Annotated in this window: 17 protein-coding genes and 1 other annotated feature; of the genes, 6 read left to right on the top strand and 11 right to left on the bottom strand. The window is 38.3% G+C overall.

What is annotated here, in order from left to right; genetic code table 11:
• Positions 1-337: 337 nt before the first annotated feature.
• From RU93_RS09730 to RU93_RS09720, 3 genes are all read right to left on the bottom strand, one after another.
• Positions 338-670 (bottom strand): DUF1700 domain-containing protein, encoded by a 333-nt coding sequence (locus RU93_RS09730; RefSeq protein ID WP_071875433.1) that lies wholly within the window; start codon positions 668-670, stop codon positions 338-340.
• A gap of 32 nt (positions 671-702) precedes the next feature.
• A complete protein-coding gene (locus RU93_RS09725; RefSeq protein WP_084131374.1) occupies positions 703-2,283 on the bottom strand; it encodes an ATP-binding cassette domain-containing protein in 1,581 nt (526 codons plus the stop codon).
• 90 nt (positions 2,284-2,373) lie between these two features.
• Positions 2,374-3,495, bottom strand: a complete 1,122-nt coding sequence (locus RU93_RS09720) for a HesA/MoeB/ThiF family protein (protein ID WP_071875432.1) — start codon at positions 3,493-3,495, stop codon at positions 2,374-2,376.
• A gap of 562 nt (positions 3,496-4,057) precedes the next feature.
• Here RU93_RS09720 and RU93_RS09715 point away from each other — a divergent pair.
• Positions 4,058-4,972: a helix-turn-helix domain-containing protein gene (locus tag RU93_RS09715; RefSeq protein WP_071875431.1), complete on the top strand. Its 915-nt coding sequence runs from the start codon at positions 4,058-4,060 to the stop codon at positions 4,970-4,972.
• A 192-nt stretch (positions 4,973-5,164) separates the two neighbouring features.
• Here the strand turns inward: RU93_RS09715 and RU93_RS09710 are convergent, their stop codons facing one another.
• From RU93_RS09710 to RU93_RS09690, 5 genes are all read right to left on the bottom strand, one after another.
• A complete protein-coding gene (locus tag RU93_RS09710; protein ID WP_211272585.1) occupies positions 5,165-5,647 on the bottom strand; it encodes a hypothetical protein in 483 nt (160 codons plus the stop codon).
• A gap of 582 nt (positions 5,648-6,229) precedes the next feature.
• A complete protein-coding gene (locus RU93_RS09705; protein ID WP_071875429.1) occupies positions 6,230-7,006 on the bottom strand; it encodes an endonuclease/exonuclease/phosphatase family protein in 777 nt (258 codons plus the stop codon).
• Between the two features lie 35 nt (positions 7,007-7,041).
• A complete protein-coding gene (gene mnmM, locus RU93_RS09700; RefSeq protein WP_071875428.1) occupies positions 7,042-7,605 on the bottom strand; it encodes a tRNA 5-(aminomethyl)-2-thiouridylate-methyltransferase MnmM in 564 nt (187 codons plus the stop codon).
• Complete coding sequence (mnmL, locus tag RU93_RS09695; RefSeq protein WP_071875427.1) at positions 7,599-8,567, bottom strand: tRNA modification radical SAM protein MnmL/YtqA; 969 nt, start codon at positions 8,565-8,567, stop codon at positions 7,599-7,601. Before mnmL ends, mnmM begins: the two co-directional genes overlap by 7 nt.
• A gap of 15 nt (positions 8,568-8,582) precedes the next feature.
• On the bottom strand, positions 8,583-9,233 hold the full coding sequence (locus tag RU93_RS09690; protein ID WP_071875426.1) for a phosphatase PAP2 family protein: 651 nt from the start codon (positions 9,231-9,233) through the stop codon (positions 8,583-8,585).
• Positions 9,234-9,456: 223 nt separating this feature from the next.
• On the opposite strand from RU93_RS09690, the gene RU93_RS09685 reads away from it, so the two are divergent.
• The 5 genes from RU93_RS09685 to RU93_RS09665 all read left to right on the top strand — a co-directional run bounded on the left by RU93_RS09685 (position 9,457) and on the right by RU93_RS09665 (position 16,114).
• Positions 9,457-11,685 (top strand): LysM peptidoglycan-binding domain-containing protein, encoded by a 2,229-nt coding sequence (locus RU93_RS09685; protein WP_071875425.1) that lies wholly within the window; start codon positions 9,457-9,459, stop codon positions 11,683-11,685.
• A gap of 48 nt (positions 11,686-11,733) precedes the next feature.
• Positions 11,734-11,943: a binding site (T-box leader), on the top strand.
• Between the two features lie 62 nt (positions 11,944-12,005).
• Complete coding sequence (gene leuS / locus RU93_RS09680; RefSeq protein ID WP_071875424.1) at positions 12,006-14,420, top strand: leucine--tRNA ligase; 2,415 nt, start codon at positions 12,006-12,008, stop codon at positions 14,418-14,420.
• A gap of 214 nt (positions 14,421-14,634) precedes the next feature.
• The gene (locus RU93_RS09675) at positions 14,635-14,865 is read left to right on the top strand and encodes a hypothetical protein (RefSeq protein WP_084131371.1); all 231 of its coding nucleotides are present in this window, start codon (positions 14,635-14,637) and stop codon (positions 14,863-14,865) included.
• Between the two features lie 14 nt (positions 14,866-14,879).
• Positions 14,880-15,833: an SPFH domain-containing protein gene (locus RU93_RS09670; protein ID WP_071875423.1), complete on the top strand. Its 954-nt coding sequence runs from the start codon at positions 14,880-14,882 to the stop codon at positions 15,831-15,833.
• A 68-nt stretch (positions 15,834-15,901) separates the two neighbouring features.
• Entirely contained in the window at positions 15,902-16,114 is a 213-nt protein-coding gene (locus tag RU93_RS09665; protein ID WP_071875422.1) for a hypothetical protein, read from the top strand.
• A 238-nt stretch (positions 16,115-16,352) separates the two neighbouring features.
• On the opposite strand, the gene asnB is transcribed toward RU93_RS09665, so the two are convergent.
• The 3 genes from asnB to murE form a co-directional block, all read right to left on the bottom strand.
• Positions 16,353-18,251: an asparagine synthase (glutamine-hydrolyzing) gene (gene asnB / locus RU93_RS09660; protein ID WP_071875421.1), complete on the bottom strand. Its 1,899-nt coding sequence runs from the start codon at positions 18,249-18,251 to the stop codon at positions 16,353-16,355.
• 148 nt (positions 18,252-18,399) lie between these two features.
• Complete coding sequence (locus RU93_RS09655) at positions 18,400-18,633, bottom strand: hypothetical protein (RefSeq protein WP_071875420.1); 234 nt, start codon at positions 18,631-18,633, stop codon at positions 18,400-18,402.
• Between the two features lie 105 nt (positions 18,634-18,738).
• Positions 18,739-20,235: a UDP-N-acetylmuramyl-tripeptide synthetase gene (murE, locus tag RU93_RS09650; RefSeq protein ID WP_071875419.1), complete on the bottom strand. Its 1,497-nt coding sequence runs from the start codon at positions 20,233-20,235 to the stop codon at positions 18,739-18,741.
• Positions 20,236-20,262 lie beyond the last annotated feature (27 nt).

Raw genomic sequence — 20,262 nt, 5'->3', positions numbered from 1 at the left:
CCGACGACTTTAGTCGTGTGGAGTGTCAACATAGGGGAGTATTCGTTAAAATAATCCTTTTCAGCTTTTTTAATTCATTGAACAAAACTTTCCACAATAGTGTCGTTATTCTTTTGTGAGTCTATTTTTAAAATCATTTTTCCTAAAAGATGTAGCCTTTTTTCAAACGTATCCTAATGTTGCTAAAACAGCAATGCTACTCGACTCCTCAAAATGACTCTGACGACAAGAATTCTCTCCGCTTCGCTAACCATTTATTGAGGGTTTCAGTTCAGATGATTCTTTCATAAAGTTATTTTCGTTGAGCTGAAAAGCAGGTGGGTTTTAATTTAATCAGTTAATGGTACATCATCTGTTGGTTATACCTTAAATATTTTTTCGCAATATTGGATAGTTGCTGCGTTATTTTATGGGCGAGGGGATAAAGTAGTATACCTAACGCACATAAGAGGAGACTTGCTATGAATGTGAACCAAGTGAAGGCTTGTAGTTTTGTCAAAATAACTATGACGAATAGAACGGGTGAGAAGGTGAAAATCAACGTAATCATCCATAAGCTAAACAACAATGCGAGTAGTATAATACTAACTGCTAGTCCGACGATTAAATTGAAAAAAATTACGCCAAACACGCCAAATAGATTGATTTTCTTCTGTTGTGTTTGATTCATTTCATTTTCTTTCCTTTCATGGCTCAAAAAATTTATAGTTGTGACAAGTTAATGATTTGCTGGTATTGTTCATTTTGTTCTTCTGAGACTTTATGCGAAACTTCAATTAAGGTTACATTAGATTTGAGTAACATTTGATTGATTTTATGGCTCGTTTCGTTATCCAAAGCAGAAGAAATTTCATCGGCTAAAATAATTTCGCGCTTAGCTAGTAAGCCGCGCGCGATTTCGATTCGTTGCAATTGACCACCAGAGAGATTTTTACCGTTTTCTCCGACTTCATAATTCAATCCTTTTTCAGCAATTAATTCAGCGAGTTGGCTTTGTTCGATAACTATTTCTAGGTCGATTTGCTGATAAGGATTGCCCATCGTAATATTGAACAAAATCGTATCATCGAAAATAAAGGGGTCTTGTTTAATCAGCGCAACGACATTTCGAATGCTTTCAGAAGTGTATATTTGGTTGTTAATTAAGTATTGTCCTTCAGCAAACGGCATAAAACCACCTAAAGCTTTTAACAACGTTGATTTTCCATAGCCAGAAGGACCTGTAATTAGTAGTTTATCGCCTTTTTGCAACTCAAAATTCAGTTGTCCAAAGAGTTTCTTTTCACCAACATTTAAGCTACCATTACTGACTTTAATCGAATGGACTTCAAGGGGGGCACTTCCGGAGACATTCGTGTTTTTTGCTTCAAGCGCCTCAATTTTTTTGAAAATAACCGTTGTCGTTTTCTTATCATTGACCGCACTAACAATGGCCATCAACGGATTGATTAAGTAATTCGTCACTTGTACAATTGCCATGAAATGACCGATTGAGAGATTTGTTTGAATGACTTGATAAATACCAAAACTAAATGCTAAACCGAAAATCGCCAAGTTGGCAACCGAACCAACCGTTTGATTACTGAGATTGACTGTATTGTTCATGCGCTTCAAACTATTTTCAAGCTGAGTCGTAATCTTCGAAAAATCTTTTTTGGCAGGATCTTGCGCATTGTAATTCACAATTGTGTCTTTTCCTTTCATGTAATCACTCAATTTACCGGTATAAAGACTATTATTAGCAGACCAAGCAGCCGAGCTACTTTCAATTTTTTTGGCAAATAATTGAGAAATAATAATCGGTACACAAGAAGCGATGACAAACATCAACATCGTCAAAGGACTAAGGAAAATACCGTAACTTAAAGCAAAGACGAACATCAACGCATTTTGAATCATTGCGACTTCACTTAGAAATCCTTTTGTTTCAATTTGCTTTAAATCATTGGTAAAAAGTGAAAGTTGTTCCTTAATCGAATGCTCATCACTAGAATTCAAACTAGCATCAAAGGTTATCGCTTTAATCGCTGTATTGCATTGATAAATTAAATTGTTTTTAGCATAAATAAATGCAATTCCTAAGATGAATAAGACGGAAAGACCAATAATCGTAATGAGAATTGTTTGAAATAACACGTCAACACTACCCATTGTCGCGCTATCAATAAATCTTCCCGTAATGTATGCAGTAAAAATACCCCCAAAACTCGTTAGAATCGATAAAACAATTGTCAGGAATAACCATTTCCCTTTGCCATATTTAAAAAGATACAACCCTTTCATTTTTAGACACTCCTTTTAATTTGATTACGTGTATAGTACCATGATTATGAGAGTACATATATCAATTTAGATTGTTTTGTGAAAAGGATCCTAGTCTATAGCTATTAAATCAAAAATCTCTTGTGGGATATTCGCTGATTTGTTACCACATGTAGGGCAGTTTTCTTGTTTATTAAAATCAATGACGCTTCGTGTGCTAAAATCATTAAAATCTAAACGAATAATTTGATTTTCATTGTTTTTTTTATAAATAATATTGTCTAACCAGTTTTTAATCATTAAGGCGCAGAGTAAATTAATTGTTACAGAAGTAGCAGAAGTAACAGGTTGAAAATTAGAGTTTTTCAAAGAGCGTACTAAATGCACGAACTGATTATTGGAAATTTGACTGAATAAACAATCCACACATCCGGTTCTTGCTGGATCTAGAATAAATGTTCTACCATTTTCTTTTTGACAAAAACCAAATACAACTGGAATCTGTAGATTGAAACAAGCTTTATTTACAATCCGTTGTGCGACGTATGCAGGCTCATCTAAGCAACAAAATACCCAATCGCTATTTGATATTTCCAGTTCAGCATCAATGACATTTTCAATTTTTCTTTTAGATTGCGTTATTTTTATATTAGAGTTTCTTGCTTTACAGTATTCAATGCCAACATCTACTTTGTATCGATTGATGTCAGATTCTTTAAAAACGACTTGTCGACTCAAGTTTGATAAATCAACTTTATCAAAATCGACAACATGAATATTTTCGACACCTAAACTGACTAGATGGGTTAGTATTGTAAAACCACCGCCGCCTAAACCTAATATAGTAACTTTCATAGAATTTAATTTTTTCTGTATTGAAAATCCATTGACATTTTTTGATGTAAAATATGCGATATTAGTTTTGTATCGACTCGCCCAATCATCCATAATAAATGGATCCATTAGAAAAGTTAAACACCCTGATTCTGCTAATTGCTTTAAGGCATCTATAACTACGGTTTCTTTAATGGGAAAATCATTGGTTATTGACAGGTAAATTTCGGCGGTTGTGCGATTACCATTACATAAACCAATCATCTGTTCCCAAATGCCCTCAGGATCGGAAATGTTCCAAGAACCGGTATCTTCAGTTCCAATTCGAAGTGTTTGTTTATCCCATTTAAAATAGAATTTATCTAAGTTCCATAATGGATACATAATTTTATAGTTCATTTATATTACTCCTTTCTTGAATAAAAAATATCCTCCTAAAAATAATTAATTAGGAGGATATTTACTAAAAAATTAAATGAAATACCATTGCCAATCGAATGGCGTTACTTCTACTGAAATCATTTCCATAATTTTCAACACCTTTCAAGTTGTTATTTAGGTAGAACAGAATTTTGTTAACAATAAGTTCTGATTTTCAAAACACCGGTATATCTTATTTGAAAACTAGAATTATTATTCATAGATTTGACTACGAGATTCAGTGACACAGAGTATGTTTTACTCGTATAGAAATTAAGTCCAAAACCAAGGATAATCCACTAGTAAACTTATAATATACTGCATGAACTCACCTTCATCTATTTAGTATTTGAATACATACAATTTAGCTCGTTTCATTCAAAAAGGACATGACATCAATGTCATGTCCTTTTTGAATTTTATAACAATGTAGAAAAAAAGAATTCAACTTATGGTAAAATAACTTTAAAAAAAGAATCGAAGTGCTTCATTAGTACGTAAAAATAATATAGGCGTAAATAGAAGGAGGGGGGAAGTAGTTATGAAGGAAAAATTGGGAATGAAAGTACGTGTTGCTAGAGAAAGTCAAAAATTGACTCGCGAGATGGTTTGTGAAGATGAATCTAATATTACAATACGACAATTAGCTAGAATAGAGACTGGAAAATCTCTCCCAACTTTAACAAAACTAAATTTTTTAGCTAATAAGCTTAAAATCTCCCTAAATAGCTTAATTGATGATTCATATATCGAGTTACCTATAGGGTACATTAGGCTAAAAAATAAGTTAATGAAACAAACGATGTATAAAGACTCGATACGAGCAGAGAAGGTTAACCTGCTGTTTGATCAAATTTACGATAATTTTTATGATCAGATTAATGAAGAAGAACAATTGACTATTGATATTCTGAGAGCGACTACAGATATTGTGGTTTTTAATAACGTTCAATTTGAATCAGGATTGCTAAAAGAATATTTTCCACAGACGTTATTAAAAAAAGAACTATGTGAGCTTGATTTTCTACTAATTTATTTATATTTCTTTTATATTTTTGGGAAAGATAAAGCTTATAAAAATAGGAATACGACGAAGCAGGCAATCAATAAGCTCGTTAAAAACTCGGATTATTCGAATGATTCAAATGCCTATCTGGCTATAAAGATACATATCATCGCATTGAATTTTTTATCGGAATTAAAAGACTATGACACGTACAAACAGTTGTTAGATATTTCCAAGACGATTTCTGAGGAGAATCAAGAATTTCAAAAGAAGCCCATCTTGCAGATGATGGAAGCAAAGTATCTCTTATTCCATGTAAGTGATACAGAAAAAGCAAAAGTCATGTATCGTGTGGCTGCGAAAACAGCGATGTTGTTAGGCGATAACATCGCGCACGATCAAATATTATTAGAAATGGAAAAAGATCTAAAATTTTATGAATCGATTTGATATTTAAGTATGTTTGTTTTATAAAAACTAGAAAAGAAGAGTCGAAATACCTTCTAAAAAGATGTTTCGATTCTTCTTTTATTGGGAGTTAATACTGGATTATTTTTAATGAATTTATTTTAGTGTTTATCGGTGTTCAGTTCACTGTAAACTCTGAAATAAATAATTTATAAATCAGCACTTTTAATTATGTTACTGGAAGAGGTGAGAAATAGTGTCAAAAAATGGAAAATGGTTATAGCTGGTATCGCCGGAATTATCGTGGGTATGCTTTTTTCGTATATATTTAGGCGTTTGGGTTGATTTGAATATTAGATAACAAGGATGACCACCTCCACCATAGATCCCACCATCCTTAGAAACATGAATAGTGGATACGAAGCCAGATTGTTTATTATAGTAATTCAATGCTGCGTGCATCCCATCGGATATCCAACTAGAAGCCGGTTGTCCAGATGCAAACATTATGTAACCATCAATTATATAGCCTGCTAATATTCCGGCAACGAATACTGCTGCAGTTCCAAAACCATAAGGTACAACACTGTGGTGATTAATAGTATTGTGTATACTGAAACTGTTTAACTCATACATAGAATTTGATACCACGAGCTTTGTTACATTATTTTCCTTATCAATAACTGATCCAAACACATTAATGGGTACTGAGCTCAAGCTAATTAAAGTGAGACTACATAATAGTGTGATTTTTTTCGTTTCAAAACCCCGCTTTTTTATTTTATTGATTAGTAATTAAAAGAATGTTAATTCGAATAAGATAAATTTTTGCTAAACTGATATGTTAAATAAATATCTCGTTTTAAAAAAAGTATTGTAAGTGAATGTGTGTCTATGTGGATATGATTTTCGTTTAATAATGATGATAATGTATACTAAATAAAAAAATCTACTTATCTAACACTTAAATTGTAAGACTGATCACAACATATAGGAGAGTGAACATAGGTGGAACGGCATATGAATACTTGGAACTTTATGTTTCATGAACTACGATAATGCTACTCGACTCCTCAAAATGACTCTGACGACAAGAATTCTCTCCGATTCGCTAACCATTTGTTGAGGGTTTCAGTTCAGATGATTCACTCTTACAATCAATCTTTCATAAAGTTGTTTTCTAAAGACAAAAGACAGCTTGATTTATTATTCTATTCATTTTTCAAGTGGTGAAACGAGCACGGTTATATCAAAAAACCTCCTACTCACGATGAAATCATGTGTAAGAGGTTAAATGAACTAAATAATAATCGTCGCTTCAACTGGGAAGTGATCAGACGGAAAATGATTATCAACGCTATCTGTTAGCGTGCCTACTTTTTTGACAGTTATTTCTTTTGAAACAAAGATAAAGTCAATTTCAACAAGTTCACGCCAAGGGCAATCATAGCGGAATTCATTAAAGGTACCCTTTGGACCATAAGAAAAAACACCGTCAACATAGCGGCTATCATTGAGCTGGTTTTTTAGTAATTGATAAGCACGTTCCGTCGGTTCGGCATTGAAGTCACCGACTAAAATCGTTGGGTATTCTTTAAATTTCGATAGACCGTTGTCAATAATTAATTGTGCTCCAAGTTCACGGGCTTCTTCTGAAACATGGTCTAAATGAGTATCGCCAAAGGCAAAATGGGCACCACTTTTTTGATCTTGGAATAATCCAAGAACGCATAAACGATGGCATCCTGCAGTTGGATGAATACTTGGTACATCAGGTGTTTCGGAAAGCCAAAATGTTTTTTCTTCGATGCATTCAAAACGTTCTTTTTTGTAAAAGACACCGTTGTATTCACCGGTGTTGATGCCGTCTTCACGAGCTGTTCCGATAAAAGCGTAGTCGGTCAATGTCTTTAACTCCATCAATTGATGTGGTAAGGCTTCTTGGATCCCAAATAAGTCCCAATCATGGTAAGTAATTAAGTCGAGGACATGTTCTTTGCGAGCAGTCCAAGCCCAATCGCCATCTTCTACAGCATCCATGCGAATATTGTACGTTGCAACACGTAATTCTGTCATTTTCAAAAATCCCTTCAAGCTGTTTTAAGCATTCGTTATTTTTTTTCAATACAAAATAATATTGGTGGCTGATTCTTTTGATTAATGAATTGATAATTGAGTACGTTGTATCGTTCTTGTGGTAGTTGTTCACAGTAATGACGCACGGTCGATAGCTCGGCTTCGCCACCTTCATGACCATAATAAGCTACCAGTACCACTCGCCCTTTTGGTTCTAGGCGCTCGAGTAACGCATCGAGGGCTTTTTTGGTCGTATTCGGTAAAGTAATAATCGATTTATCGCTCTTAGGTAAATAACCAAGATTAAAAATAGCGGCTTTAATGGTTATTCCTTTGGGTAAATAGAGTGCTAGATTTTGGTGGCCGTCAAAAATTAATTGTACCCGTTGTTCAAAAGGCGTATCGGTTAAGCGAGCTTTAGTCGCTTCAATCGCTTGCGCTTGGATATCGAAGGCGTAAACAAGGCCAGTTTTACCGACACATTCTGCCATAAATAGTGTATCGTGACCGTTCCCCATCGTTGCATCGACGGCGATATCACCAGGTTGTAGAACTTCTGCGAGTAATTGTCGACTGAAATGTAAAGCCGTTTTTAACATCCAATCCCTCCAGTCATTCGGGCATTGTATTTCCCTTGATAGGAGTCACGCTGTAAAAGCTCTTGATCAATCCCATTTAACACTTCCCATTTCTTTAAACTCCACATCGGCCCGACGAGCGTTTCTCTAGGAGCATCACCAGTGAGTCGGTGAATGATGATTTCGGCTGGAATCATTTCAAGTTGATTACAGACAATTTCAGTATATTTTGCTTGGGAAAGGAGTTGTAATTTTCCTTCATGATAATCACGTAACATGCGAGTATTGCGCATTAAGTGAAGTAAATGAATTTTAATGCCTTGAATATCAGAGTCAACTACCGTACGTCGAACGTTTTCTTCCATCATTTCTTGTGTTTCACCAGGCAAGCCATTGATCAGGTGAGTACAGACGCGAATATGATGCCGACGGAGTTTTTCGACGCCGTTTAGATACGTTTGATAATCATGCGCGCGATTAATCGTCTTACTAGTGGACTCGTAGGTTGTTTGCAAACCAAGTTCTACCCATAAATAAAGACGCTGATTGAGCTCTGCGAGGTATTCAACCACGTCATCTGGTAAGCAGTCTGGTCGTGTTCCAATCGATAAACCGACAACTCCTGGTAGATTGACGACTTGTTCAAAACGAGCTTTAATCACGTCAATCGGTGCATGGGTATTCGTAAAATTTTGAAAATAAACGATGTAGCGATCAACATCCGGCCATTTTTTATGCATCATGTCAATTTCTTTCGTAAACTGAACAGGAATCGGATCTTCTGGCGCGACAATCATATCACCAGAACCGGATACACTACAAAAAGTACAGCCGCCGTGTGCCACCGTCCCATCGCGATTCGGGCAATCAAAACCACCATCGATGGGAACTTTAAATATTTTTGCTCCAAAAGCTTGGCGTAAAGCGTAATTCCATGAATGATAACGTTTGTTTGGATCTTCGGTAAAAGGAAAAGGATTCATCGGTCTGCTTCTTTCTTAATATTGTTTATTTTTAAAACGCCAGATAAAGCGTTGTTCTTGATAAAGAGGGAATGTTAGGAGGAGCCAACTTAAGCTTAAAGCATAGCCTCCAAGAATATCGGATGGATAATGAACACCTAAATAAATCCGGCTCATCCCAATCGAAAGAATAATCAAACCCAGTAATCCTTGTAAGAACCAACGAAGCTGTTTGTTTTCGACAAAAATGGGTAACAGCAAGATTAAACTACCATAAAACACCATACTTGCTACGGCATGTCCACTTGGAAAGCTGAAACTATGCTCCGTCACAAGGTGTTCTAAAGTCGGACGTTCACGTAAAAAGAACAGTTTCAATACGGGATTTAAGATGCCGGCCACTAAAATAACGCCACCGCTTAACCAAATGGCTTCAGTGTACTGTTTGCCGTACAGTAAGATCACTAAAACGGCTAGAAAAAGAATCACGAGTGGAATCGGATTGGCAAATTGGGTAATCCACAAAAAGAAGCCACTTAAGGTTGGACGTAGTTGATAAAGTGGTTCGGCTAAAAAAGTATCAAACGGTTGGATCCAGCTCGGATAGAATTTCATCACATAGCTTAAAAAAGCGAAAAGCAAGAGGCTACAGCTACCTGCAAATTGATAATATAGTTTATTTTTCATGGTACGCTCCTTTAATAATTAGAATAGATAATCTTTTTTAGTATACAATAGCTGACAAATTTCGCAAGCATTCCACGAGCAATCAAGGGATTTTTCGCACCTTAAAGTATTACACCTATATTACAGTTCGCTAAAAGTGCAGATTAAACTTTTCTTAACAAAAAGGAACAGGTATACTAGTGATAAGTGTAAGTGTATCCAATAGTATATCGGAGGTTAGAAAATGGAAAAGTCTTTGTCACGAAAAGAACGACGTCAAATGGAAGAGCAACGGACTTTTTATCGTAATATGAAGAAAAGAGCGGCTGTCTTAGGAACAACAGTCACAGCTGTTTCAGCAGTTGCGCCACTCTCGCCCGTCATCACTGTTTTAGCAGATGAATCTGATACGTATATAGAACAAAAAAATCCGTCTGAAGCTGTCCAAACAACGAATTCAGCCGTTCAATCCGTCAATGCAGAGGAAGAAATGCAAGCATCCTCAGAAGCAACCGAAACACCAGTCGTAACGGAAACACCTGAAGTGCCAGCCGCTTCGGAAGTGGTGGAAGAAAATAATGTAGCCGAAACACCTGTTGTTCCGGAAGCATCAATGGAAGATCCGTCGATGGAAGAGGTCGAAATAAACGAAGAACCTCTTGTGATCGAAGAACCCGCTCTCGTTGAAGAAGCACAATCGGCTGTTCAAGCGCCGACAATCTTGCCATTTTCTGCTGGCTTGGCACGGGCGTCAGCCTATGTTGACCCTCAGACCTTCATTAATACTATCGCACAACAAGCAAAAGCCGTGGCAGATGCCAATGATTTATATGTGTCAGTCATGATTGCGCAGGCCATTATTGAAAGTGGTTGGGGTAGTAGTACGTTATCTAAAGCGCCAAATTATAATTTGTTCGGGATTAAAGGAAGTTACAATGGTCAGACCGTGTATATGAGTACACTGGAATATTTAAATGGTCAATGGGTGACGAAAAATGAGCCGTTTAAAAAGTATCCTTCTTTTGCAGAATCATTTGCAGATAATGCTGCCACGTTAAGAAATGTTAGCTTCCAATCAGGCGTCTATTATTATTCAGGCGCTTGGAAGAGCAATACGAAGAGTTACCGTGATGCAACAGCTTGGTTAACGGGTCGTTACGCAACAGATCCAAACTATGCCAGCAAGCTCAATTCCACAATTGAAATGTATCAATTGACGCGTTTTGATTCTCCAGCCACTGGAAACAATCAAAATCAAACGAATACAGGCAATGGAAATCCGGTGATCAATACTGGGACAGGCTCAGGTAGTAATACCGGCAGTAGCACGGACACCGCGAAAACCTATACGGTGAAATCAGGCGATTCGATTTGGTTGATTGCCAATAATCACGGGATTTCGATGGATCAATTGCGTAGTTGGAATAATTTAAAGAGTGACCTCATTCATGCTGGTCAAAAACTAATCGTAGGTCAATCGAGCCAAGCGCCGGTCACACCAGAAGCGCCGAAGCCGACACCAACGCCAACACCAACACCAACGCCCGAAACGTCAAAACCAGAGACGTCGGTGACGCCAAGTACAGCAAAAACGTATACGGTAAAATCCGGTGATTCGGTGTGGTTGATTGCCAATAACCATGGCATTACGATGGCACAATTACGGAGTTGGAATAATTTAAAAAATGATTTGATTCATCCAGGTCAAAAATTAGTCGTCAGTCAAACAGGGACAACGAATACGGGGACGACAGCGAAACCGACAGCACCGACGAATACGAATACGTCAAATAATGCGACGAATAATACCACTTCTAAACCAACGACCAGCACAGCGAAAACGTATACGGTGAAATTTGGCGATTCAGTCTGGCTGATTGCCAATAATCATGGTATTACGATGGCGCAATTACGGAGTTGGAATAATTTAAAGAGTGATTTAATTCATCCGAATCAAAAGTTGATTGTCAGCCAAGCAAGTGGGACGAGTACTGGAACAACCACAAAACCAGTGACATCAACGAATACAAATGTCGGAACAACCACGAAACCGACAACGCCAACGAATACAAATAACAGTAGTAATTCTTCTAATGCGACGACAACAACGGCAAAGACCTATACCGTCAAAGCAGGGGATTCGGTGTGGTTAATTGCCAATAAACATGGTATCACGATGGATCAATTACGGAATTGGAATAATTTAAAGAGTGATTTGATTCATCCAAATCAAACCCTAAAGGTCAGCAACGCAAGCACGTCATCAAACACGGTGACGACGAAACCAGTCGTCAATCAAACGACTGCTCAGACTACGACTAATACAAGTAATGAAAAGAGCCATAAAGTAGTCAGTGGCGATAGTCTTTGGATGCTGTCTCAAAAATACAATCTCTCAATTGCGCAATTAAAAACGTTAAATTCGTTAACGTCTGATACGATTTACGTCGGTCAAACATTGAAAGTTCGTTAAAAAACTTGAAAGACATTTGAAAGTTTGCTAAGATACATCTAAGTTGAATAAAACACGTTTGAATAGGAATAGTAGAGAGTCGTTCTTTTCGTAGAGAGTACATGGTTGGTGGAAATGTACAGAGAAACTTTTGAACTCGCCTTTGAGTGTTATCTTTTGAAGAATAGTAGGAAGATACGGTGACGATCGTTAAAACGTTGAGGCTAGGCTTTTTTAGCTAGTAAATGTAGGTGGTACCACGTCTTTAACGTCCTATGAGGAACAGTTTGTTTCTTATAGGGCTTTTTTTATGATTAAAAATGAGCAGAGGAGCGTTTATCGTGAACTATAATCACAGAGAAATTGAGAAGAAATGGCAAAAGTATTGGGCAAAAAATCATTGCTTTAATACGAAAGAAGAATCGAATAAACCTAAATTTTATGCTTTAGATATGTTTCCTTACCCATCCGGACAAGGATTACACGTTGGGCATCCAGAAGGGTATACCGCAACCGATATTTTGTCTCGGATGAAACGCAGCCAAGGCTATAACGTTTTACATCCAATGGGCTGGGATGCTTTTGGTTTACCCGCAGAGCAATATGCGTTAGATACTGGTAATGATCCCGCTGAGTTTACCAAGAAAAATATTGAGACATTCCGTCGTCAAATTAATTCACTAGGGTTTAGTTATGATTGGAACCGTGAAATCAATACGACCGATCCAGAGTACTACAAATGGACGCAATGGATTTTTACCAAACTTTATGAAAAAGGGTTAGCTTATGAAGCAGAAGTGGCCGTTAACTGGGTACCGGAACTTGGAACAGTCATCGCCAATGAAGAAGTCATCGATGGCAAGAGCGAACGTGGTGGCTATGATGTTGTTCGCAAACCGATGCGTCAATGGATGTTAAAAATTACGGCTTATGCCGATCGCTTATTAGATGATTTAGAAGAGTTGGACTGGCCAGAAAGCATTAAAGAAATGCAACGGAATTGGATTGGTCGTTCTTACGGCGCGAACGTGACGTTTAAAGTGGCGAATCGCGACGAAGAATTTACCGTCTTTACGACACGTCCGGATACATTATTTGGTGCAACGTACTGCGTGTTAGCACCAGAACTCGATCTTGTTCAACAGATTACGACACCAGAACAAAAAGAAGCTGTCGATGCTTATATTGATGCGGCTAGTAAAAAATCAGATTTAATGCGGACCGATTTAGTGAAAGAAAAAACCGGCGTCTTTACGGGAGCTTATGCGATTAACCCAGCCAATGGGCAAGAAGTGCCGATTTGGATTGCCGATTATGTCCTCGCAACTTATGGAACAGGTGCTATTATGGCTGTTCCAGCGCACGATGAACGTGACTATGAATTTGCGAAAACCTTTGGAATCGCGATTGTTCCAGTTGTTGAAGGTGGCGACATTGATGTTGCAGCCTATGTCGGCGATGGTGTACACATCAATTCTGATTTCTTAAATGGGTTAGAAAAAGATGACGCGATGGCAACGATGATTACGTGGTTAGAAGAAAAAGGAGTTGGGAAAAAAGAAGTTAGCTACCGTCTCAGAGACTGGTTATTCTCACGCCAACGTTATTGGGGGGAACCAATTCCTGTCATTCACTGGGAAGATGGCACAACAACCACGCTACCAGTTGAAGAATTACCGTTACGTTTGCCAGTCACGAACGATATTCATCCAAGTGGTACTGGTGAGTCTCCTCTTGCTAATATCACGGAATGGGTGAACGTGGTCGATCCAAAAACAGGCATGAAAGGGCGTCGTGAAACGAATACCATGCCACAATGGGCGGGAAGCTCTTGGTATTTCCTTCGTTTTATCGATCCTCATAATAAAAATGAACTCGCGAATTATGAAAAATTAGAACGTTGGTTACCGACAGATATTTATATCGGAGGTGCGGAACACGCCGTCTTACACTTATTATATGCTCGTTTTTGGCATAAATTCTTGTACGATATTGGCGTCGTTCCAACTTCTGAACCATTCCAAAAATTGTATAACCAAGGAATGATTCTCGGCGAAAATAATGAAAAAATGTCGAAATCACGCGGTAACGTAGTGAATCCTGATGATGTCGTGAAACAATACGGTGCGGATACGTTAAGACTGTATGAAATGTTCATGGGACCGTTAGACGCAGCTATCGCTTGGAATGAAAATGGTCTTGAAGGTAGTCGCAAATTCCTCGATCGCGTTTGGCGTTTAATCGTTGACGAGAATGGGAAAATGCGTGACCGGATTACGACGATTAACAATGGTACGTTAACGAAAGTCTATCACCAAACGGTCAAAAAAGTATCCGAGGACTTCGCAGAACTACGTTTTAATACCGCAATTTCGCAACTCATGGTATTTATCAATGAAGCATATAAAGTCGACGCGTTACCGATTGACTATATCAAAGGATTCGTCCAATTATTGGCACCAATTGCGCCTCATATTGGGGAAGAATTGTGGTCGATTCTAGGAAACACAGAAAGCTTGACGTATGCACCATGGCCGACGTATGACGAAGCAGCGCTTGTGGAAGATGAAGTCGAAATTGTCATTCAAATCAATGGCAAAGTTCGTGCAAAACGATTCGTGCCAACGCAAGCAACGCGTGAGGAACTGGAGCAATTAGCTAAAGAAGAATCTCAAATTAAAGAACTGTTAGCTGGAAAAACAATTCGTAAAGTGATTGTTGTTCCGAAAAAATTGGTTAATATTGTAGCCAATTAATCAATGAATGGAAACTGACCTTACTTCAAAGAGTAGGTCAGTTTTTTTGTTACATGTCTGACTTCAATTTTTTTCATGCCGAGTGACATGAAAACAGCCTATTCAAAAGCGTTCAGCGAAGCGATTGCATAGTAGAATCGGTTTTCATATTGTGTCTGACGCTGAAAGTGGTAAAATGAAAGAGAGTCTGTGACAAGTAAAGGAGTTGACGAAATTGGATTATTTGGATCACAAATTACTCGGTAAGTACTTTCGCAGTAAAGGCACGCAAATTAGAGGCGTCGTTTTTGCGCTGGGGCGTTACATCGAATATGTAGTCATTGAAGGTGAACCTAATGTCGATAGTATGTTAGAAGTGTTTGCCATCGAAAATGGTAAGGCCTTTGTGCGAGTAAATGATTATTTAATTGAAGAAAGTGAAGACTACATTGAAATTAGAAAATAAAAGGAGTGTATGAGATGTTTGTTGCTAGAATCGTTATTTTTGTTTTAATCTTTGCCTTATTGATTTGGTTATTAACCAGCACGGCCGTGATTGTCCATCAAGGAGAAGTGAAAGTTGTGGAAAGTTTCGGGAAGTTTGTCCGGACGTTAGAACCGGGCCTTCATTTTTTAATCCCGATCGTCTATACAGTCCGCCAACGAGTGTCATTAAAACAAGTACCATTAGAAATTCCTCCTCAAAGTGCGATTACGCGCGATAACGTAATTGTCCAAATTGATGAAGCGATTAAGTACCACGTGACAGATGTTCGTGCTTTCGTCTATGACAACGAAGATGCTGTAACGGCGATGATTCAAGATGCGCAGTCGAACTTACGCGGAATTATCGGAAAGATGGATTTAAATGAAGTATTAAATGGAACGGAAGAAATTAACGTCGCGTTGTTTGAGTCGATTAAAGATATTACGGCTGGTTATGGACTCGCGATTGATCGGATCAATATTGGTGAAATTTTAGTTTCCGATGAAATTATTAATTCAATGAATAAACTCATTACTGCTTCACGTGATAAAGAATCGATGATCACCTTATCAGAAGGACGCAAACACTCCTTAATTTTAGACTCTGAAGCCAAATCATCCGAAATGCAGATTGATGCCGAAGCACGTTCCAAACAAACCAAAATTGACGCAGAAGCACGCGCGGATAGAACACGCATTGATGCAGCCGCTGAAGCTGAAAAAATCCGGGTCATCACAGAAGCAGAACAATTACGTATTAAAGCGTTAAATCAAGCGATTAAAGAAAGTGAATTGACGCCAGAAGTCCTACAATACTTAGGATTAGAAGCTTTTAAAGAAGTCGCAAATAGCGAGACAAATACGGTCATTATTCCATCAAATATGACCGATTTAGCGAATGTTCCAGTCATGAAACAATTATGGGAAAAAACAAGTAGCGAAAAATAATGACCATATTATCAAGTGGTAGCAAATAATACGTCTTATTCGCAGGTGGACTAGAAGGAGGGGATTGGATGACACCAAAAATGAAAGCCCAACGTGCGTTAAAAATCGGGCGTTACGTCGCGGTGTTCCTGTTTAGCCTAATGGTTCTTTACGTGATTGCAATCCGAGCCTACTTCGGAATCGCGCTCTTGTTTGGAATGTTGTGTTATATTTTTTGGCACTTAAAACGAGCCGAAAATTTATTGCTTGAGGTCGACGAGCCCAACAGGCATGATCAGTAAAATTCCCAGTCGAAGTAACACAGAAGAAGAAAGAAAACCTTAGGAGATAAGTGAATGGCTTCTGCCAGGAATAGGACAATGCACTCAAAAGTTCGATCGAGCAAAGGTATCTCACATGCGGTTAACTGAGATTCATTCGCCAAATAGTATCAATTTCGATCCATACGATTTGGCGAAAAACCAAAAAAACAGCTGACACCTCGATGATAAACGGGGTGTCAGCTGTTTTTATTTCTTCTTAAAAAGTATCATAAATAATTGGTTCGGCTTTAGGAATGTCTGTGTCGATAAAGAAGACTTTGTACCAAGTTAAGAACGCATAAATAGCCCAGATTTTACGTTGGAGATCGGCTTTTCCTGTATGATGATCCTCCAATAGTTGGATGATTTTCGCTTGGTCAAAAAATTCTTTGACAAATGCTTCTTCAAAAAGCGCTTTGACTTGAGCATAACCAAAATCTTCTCGTAACCAAGCTTTGATTGGCACAGGGAACCCAAGTTTTTCACGATTTGCCCAAGCTTCTGGTAGGTGACGGTTCGAAGCTTGACGGAAAATATCTTTGGTGTTGTGTTGGTTAATTAAGTATTTTGTTGGAATACTTTGCGCTAGTTTCATCAACTCGATATCGAGTAACGGTGTCCGCGACTCTAAAGAGCTTGCCATTGTTAATTTGTCAGCTTTTAATAAAATATCTTTTGGCATCCACTGATGGACATCTAAATATTGCATTTTATTGACTTCTTCATCCGCTAATTTCTCAGCTTTGGCAAAATGTGGTGCGACAATTTCTGCCACACTTGGCGCATCTTGGTAAGCGGCCGTTAAGTAAGAAGCAGCTTCTTGTTCTTCAAAAATCTCTGCATGACCAATGAAAAAGTCTTGTGCAGGTGCAGAAGCGGCATACAAGTGCAAGCGACCTTGGAAGTTTTTCATCTTGCCTAGTTTGCGACCAATCGAATAACGTGGGCCTTTTGGTAATTTTCTTAAACCTTGAGCCACAACCCGTACCACTTTGGAATGCGTATGTAAGCCATAGGCGCTATAACCGGCAAAGAGTTCATCGGCTCCTTCGCCAGATTGGACGACTTTGACGTGCTGTGACGCTAAATTTGCTAAGAAATAAAGCGGAACACACGAAGGATTCGCATCCGGTTCGTCCAAGTGATATTGAATCAAGGGGAAGGCTTTGAAAGACATTTCTCCGTGAATGATGGCAGCAATATTATTTAAGCCGATTGTTTCCGTTAGTTTCCGCGCTTCAATCGCTTCGTTATACGTTTTATCATCAAAACCAATCGAAAAAGTTTGTTCTGGTCGTAAAACGGCCGCGACATAACTCGAATCGACGCCACTTGATAAGAAAGACCCAACTTCAACATCCGCATTTTTATGAAGCATAATGGATTCTTGCACCGTTTGATCAATTTTATCGACCCATTGCTCACGTGTTAATTTTTCTTTCTTCGTAAAATCGGCATCCCAGTACTCATTGATCGTTAGTTTGCCATCTTTATAAAAATAGTAATGCCCTTCTGCTAAACGGTGAACGCCTTTAAAGAACGTTTCGCCATTAAGTGGTGAGTATTGGAATGTTAAATACGGTTTTAGCGCCGCTTTGTTTAACGTTTTATCAAAATCTGGATGCGCGAGAAAACTCTTGATTTCGGAACCAAACATAAAGGTGCCATTCATTTCCGCATAGTAATAAGGTTTCATTCCAAAATGATCACGGGCGCCAAAGAGTTCTTGTTTGTCGATATCCCAAATTGCAAAGGCAAACATACCGCGTAGTTTTTGTAACACGTCAACTCCCCAAGCCTCATAACCATGAAGAATGACTTCAGTATCCGTTTTTGTTTCAAAGAGATAGCCTAGAGTTTCTAATTCTGTTCTCAATGTCTGATAGTTGTAAATTTCGCCGTTAAAGATAATGACCTTATTCCGATCTTGATTATAGATCGGTTGTGAGCCGCCTTCTAAGTCAATGATTGACAAGCGACGAAAACCAAGAGCGATTTGCTCATCCACGTATTTTCCGGAACTCGTGGGTCCACGATGAATGATTCGTTCCATCATCGCTTCAATAAGGGCTTCTTTTTGATTTTTCTGATTCACAAAACCAACAATACCGCACATAATTTCACGTCCTAATAATTAAAATTTCATATTTAAATGATTCAAACAACATTCTAACATAAAAGGAAGAAAGTTAGAAATTTTCATGAAGGCTGTTTAGTAAAAAATAAGGAAAGACTTCTTCTATTCAAAGAAATCTTTCCTTAATCTAATCTTTTTTTCGAGTGACACCTAAAAACAACATTCCAGTCGCAATAATGGGCATGAAGAAAACTAAAATCATCCCACTAGCTGAATTTGTCCGTGAATAACGTTTCGGTGCGAGTGCATGTAATTGAATAATCTCGAAACGCACTAATAACTTCCATGCCAGTAAACCGATAATGACAGTACAAAGACTGAATACAACAATCATCACACTTTTCTTTTGTAAAAATTTCATGGAACAAGCCCCTTTACCAATCTCTTCGGGTTTATTATAACGAAAGTTTGTTACAAAATGGGCAATGTGTTCATAACGTAATTTTTGTTACAAAAACGCAACATATCAAGCCTCTTTTTGCGTAGCAATCCATTTTTGGGCATAGATCGCATCTCCGTCATAAGGGGCATCGTGCCCCTCAATTTTCATCGAGGCTTCGTTTCCTTTCCCAGCCAGCACAACGACATCCTGGGGACCAGCAAGTGAAAGGGCTAAATAAATGGCTTGTTCTCGATCCATCTCGCGATAAACAGCGACTTCAGGATTTTCGATTGCCTGTTGAATCTCATCGGCAATGGCATTCGGATTTTCAAAATTTGGATCATCACTCGTTAGAATCGCGACATCATAGATCTGCGTAATCGCGAGTCCCATATCTTTGCGACGCGAGAGCGCTTTGCCACCAGCACTTCCGGTCATGACAATGGCTTTTCCATGCGGACGAATTTCTTTTGCGAGTTGTCCCATTGAAAGCAAACTTAAGTAGTTATGAGCAAAATCGACAAAGGCAAGCGCGCCATTTGGTAAGTCAAAGAGGGTCATCCGACCTGGAATCACGCACTTACTGAGACTTTCTTTCATATGGTTTCTTGGTGTTTCTAACCAAGCGGTAGCCAGTAGTGCAGCAGCCGCATTTTCATGATTGAAATGACCGAATATGGTTAAGGCGTAATTGCCATTAATCGCTAGCGGATCCGTGGCACTTTTGAGTTCGAAGGCTCGTGGATCGTCCATGGCGATAACGGGGTAATCAGCGGTTGAACCTCCATAAGTCAGGTAAGGAATATGATTAATCTGACAGAGGTTTTCTAAGACCTCAAAGTGATCCGACTCATGATTCATCACCATTTTTTTACTATGTAACAGTAATTCTTGTTTGCATAAAAAGTACTCTTCAAATGTTTCGTGTTCAATCGGACTTATATGATCGGGGCTAATATTTAAGAAAATACCAAGATCAAACGTCAGTCCAAAAACACGTTTGGTTTTATAGGCTTGTGAAGAGACTTCCATCACTACATGCGTGAGTCCGTTCTCAACCGCTTGGGCCATTTGTTGATATAAGACCAATGCTTCAGGTGTCGTTAAAACAGAAGGATGATAGTGTACGCCATCTGTTGTCGTTTCTTCCGAAGAAAATAAGGCCACTTTTGGCCCATAAGCATCTTTAAGAATTTGATGAACAAAATAGGCAACTGTGGTTTTTCCTTTGGTGCCCGTCATGGCAATTTTAATCAGTTGATCTTGCGGATGACGATAAAAAGCTTGGGCGATAACGGCCATGGCTTCGCGAATATCGGTGACCAAAATCTCATTTGCTTGTGTATCATAAGAAATTTCACTTAAATAAACCGTCACCCCTTTTGTGATGGCATCGAGTAGTAAGGCTTCTTTGAACGCTAACCCTTTACAAAAGAAAAGGGTTTGTGTTTGAACATCACGCGAATCATACGAAAGGTGATGAAAGGTTTGTTCGGGTAAAGTGTCATCTATCGGGGATGAAACGAGTAATTGATGATTTCTTAATAAAGTATAAAGCTCTGTGGTTGTAATGGTATACATACGTTTTCTCCTTATTCGTAGGAATCG

The sequence above is a fragment of the Enterococcus aquimarinus genome (genome assembly GCF_001885765.1).
Lineage (GTDB): Bacteria > Bacillota > Bacilli > Lactobacillales > Enterococcaceae > Enterococcus_I > Enterococcus_I aquimarinus.
Note: the sequence above shows the minus strand (reverse complement) of the source record. Positions and strands in the feature narration are given on the sequence as shown.

Excerpts from the sequence above, each read along its gene's own strand:
- RU93_RS09720 (WP_071875432.1), bottom strand. The coding sequence starts at position 3,495 with ATGAACTATAAAATTATGTATCCATTATGGAACTTAGATAAATTCTAT.
- RU93_RS09715 (WP_071875431.1), top strand. The coding sequence starts at position 4,058 with ATGAAGGAAAAATTGGGAATGAAAGTACGTGTTGCTAGAGAAAGTCAA.
- mnmL (WP_071875427.1), bottom strand. The coding sequence starts at position 8,567 with ATGAATCCTTTTCCTTTTACCGAAGATCCAAACAAACGTTATCATTCA.
- RU93_RS09665 (WP_071875422.1), top strand. The coding sequence starts at position 15,902 with ATGACACCAAAAATGAAAGCCCAACGTGCGTTAAAAATCGGGCGTTAC.
- murE (WP_071875419.1), bottom strand. The coding sequence starts at position 20,235 with ATGTATACCATTACAACCACAGAGCTTTATACTTTATTAAGAAATCAT.
- RU93_RS09655 (WP_071875420.1), bottom strand. The coding sequence starts at position 18,633 with ATGAAATTTTTACAAAAGAAAAGTGTGATGATTGTTGTATTCAGTCTT.
- RU93_RS09725 (WP_084131374.1), bottom strand. The coding sequence starts at position 2,283 with ATGAAAGGGTTGTATCTTTTTAAATATGGCAAAGGGAAATGGTTATTC.
- RU93_RS09705 (WP_071875429.1), bottom strand. The coding sequence starts at position 7,006 with ATGACAGAATTACGTGTTGCAACGTACAATATTCGCATGGATGCTGTA.
- RU93_RS09685 (WP_071875425.1), top strand. The coding sequence starts at position 9,457 with ATGGAAAAGTCTTTGTCACGAAAAGAACGACGTCAAATGGAAGAGCAA.
- RU93_RS09670 (WP_071875423.1), top strand. The coding sequence starts at position 14,880 with ATGTTTGTTGCTAGAATCGTTATTTTTGTTTTAATCTTTGCCTTATTG.
- RU93_RS09730 (WP_071875433.1), bottom strand. The coding sequence starts at position 670 with ATGAATCAAACACAACAGAAGAAAATCAATCTATTTGGCGTGTTTGGC.
- asnB (WP_071875421.1), bottom strand. The coding sequence starts at position 18,251 with ATGTGCGGTATTGTTGGTTTTGTGAATCAGAAAAATCAAAAAGAAGCC.
- mnmM (WP_071875428.1), bottom strand. The coding sequence starts at position 7,605 with ATGTTAAAAACGGCTTTACATTTCAGTCGACAATTACTCGCAGAAGTT.
- RU93_RS09690 (WP_071875426.1), bottom strand. The coding sequence starts at position 9,233 with ATGAAAAATAAACTATATTATCAATTTGCAGGTAGCTGTAGCCTCTTG.